General features: G+C 60.4%; 1 protein-coding gene and 1 pseudogene. One reads left to right on the top strand and one right to left on the bottom strand.

Annotated elements, in window-relative coordinates; all coding sequences use genetic code 11:
• On the bottom strand, positions 1 to 92 hold a 92-nt coding region (locus EN859_RS36510), incomplete at its 3' end, for an MBL fold metallo-hydrolase (RefSeq protein ID WP_189502545.1).
• A 106-nt stretch (positions 93 to 198) separates the two neighbouring features.
• Between EN859_RS36510 and EN859_RS40080 the strand changes: the two are divergent.
• Positions 199 to 321, top strand: a pseudogene (locus EN859_RS40080) (Holliday junction resolvase RuvX); the annotation flags it as partial.

Below are 321 nucleotides of genomic sequence, written 5' to 3'. Positions count from 1 at the left end.
GATGGATTGCCGACCAGATACGGGTCGATGAGAATGTTGGCGTCCTTGGTCTCGACGCGGAATGCCGAATGTCCGTACCAGGTCAGCTTCATGGATGGTTCCTCGATTTTCTCGTTGTCAAAGGATAGAACGCCAACAGCAACATTAAAGTCCTGCGGCTCATCAAAAGGCCGCGCGGCACAGCACCCGGGAGAGTTGGTGAGCATCATCGCGATAGAGCAGTTGCCGGCTCGGTTGGCGGGCGGGCGCACGCTGGCCGGTCTCGACCTCGGCGACAAGACGATCGGCGTCGCGGTGTCGGACCGAGGGCTCTCCTTCGCC

This window comes from Mesorhizobium sp. M00.F.Ca.ET.216.01.1.1 (assembly GCF_004010325.2).
Taxonomy (GTDB): Bacteria; Pseudomonadota; Alphaproteobacteria; order Rhizobiales; family Rhizobiaceae; genus Mesorhizobium.
This window is presented reverse-complemented; position numbering and strand designations above follow the sequence as displayed.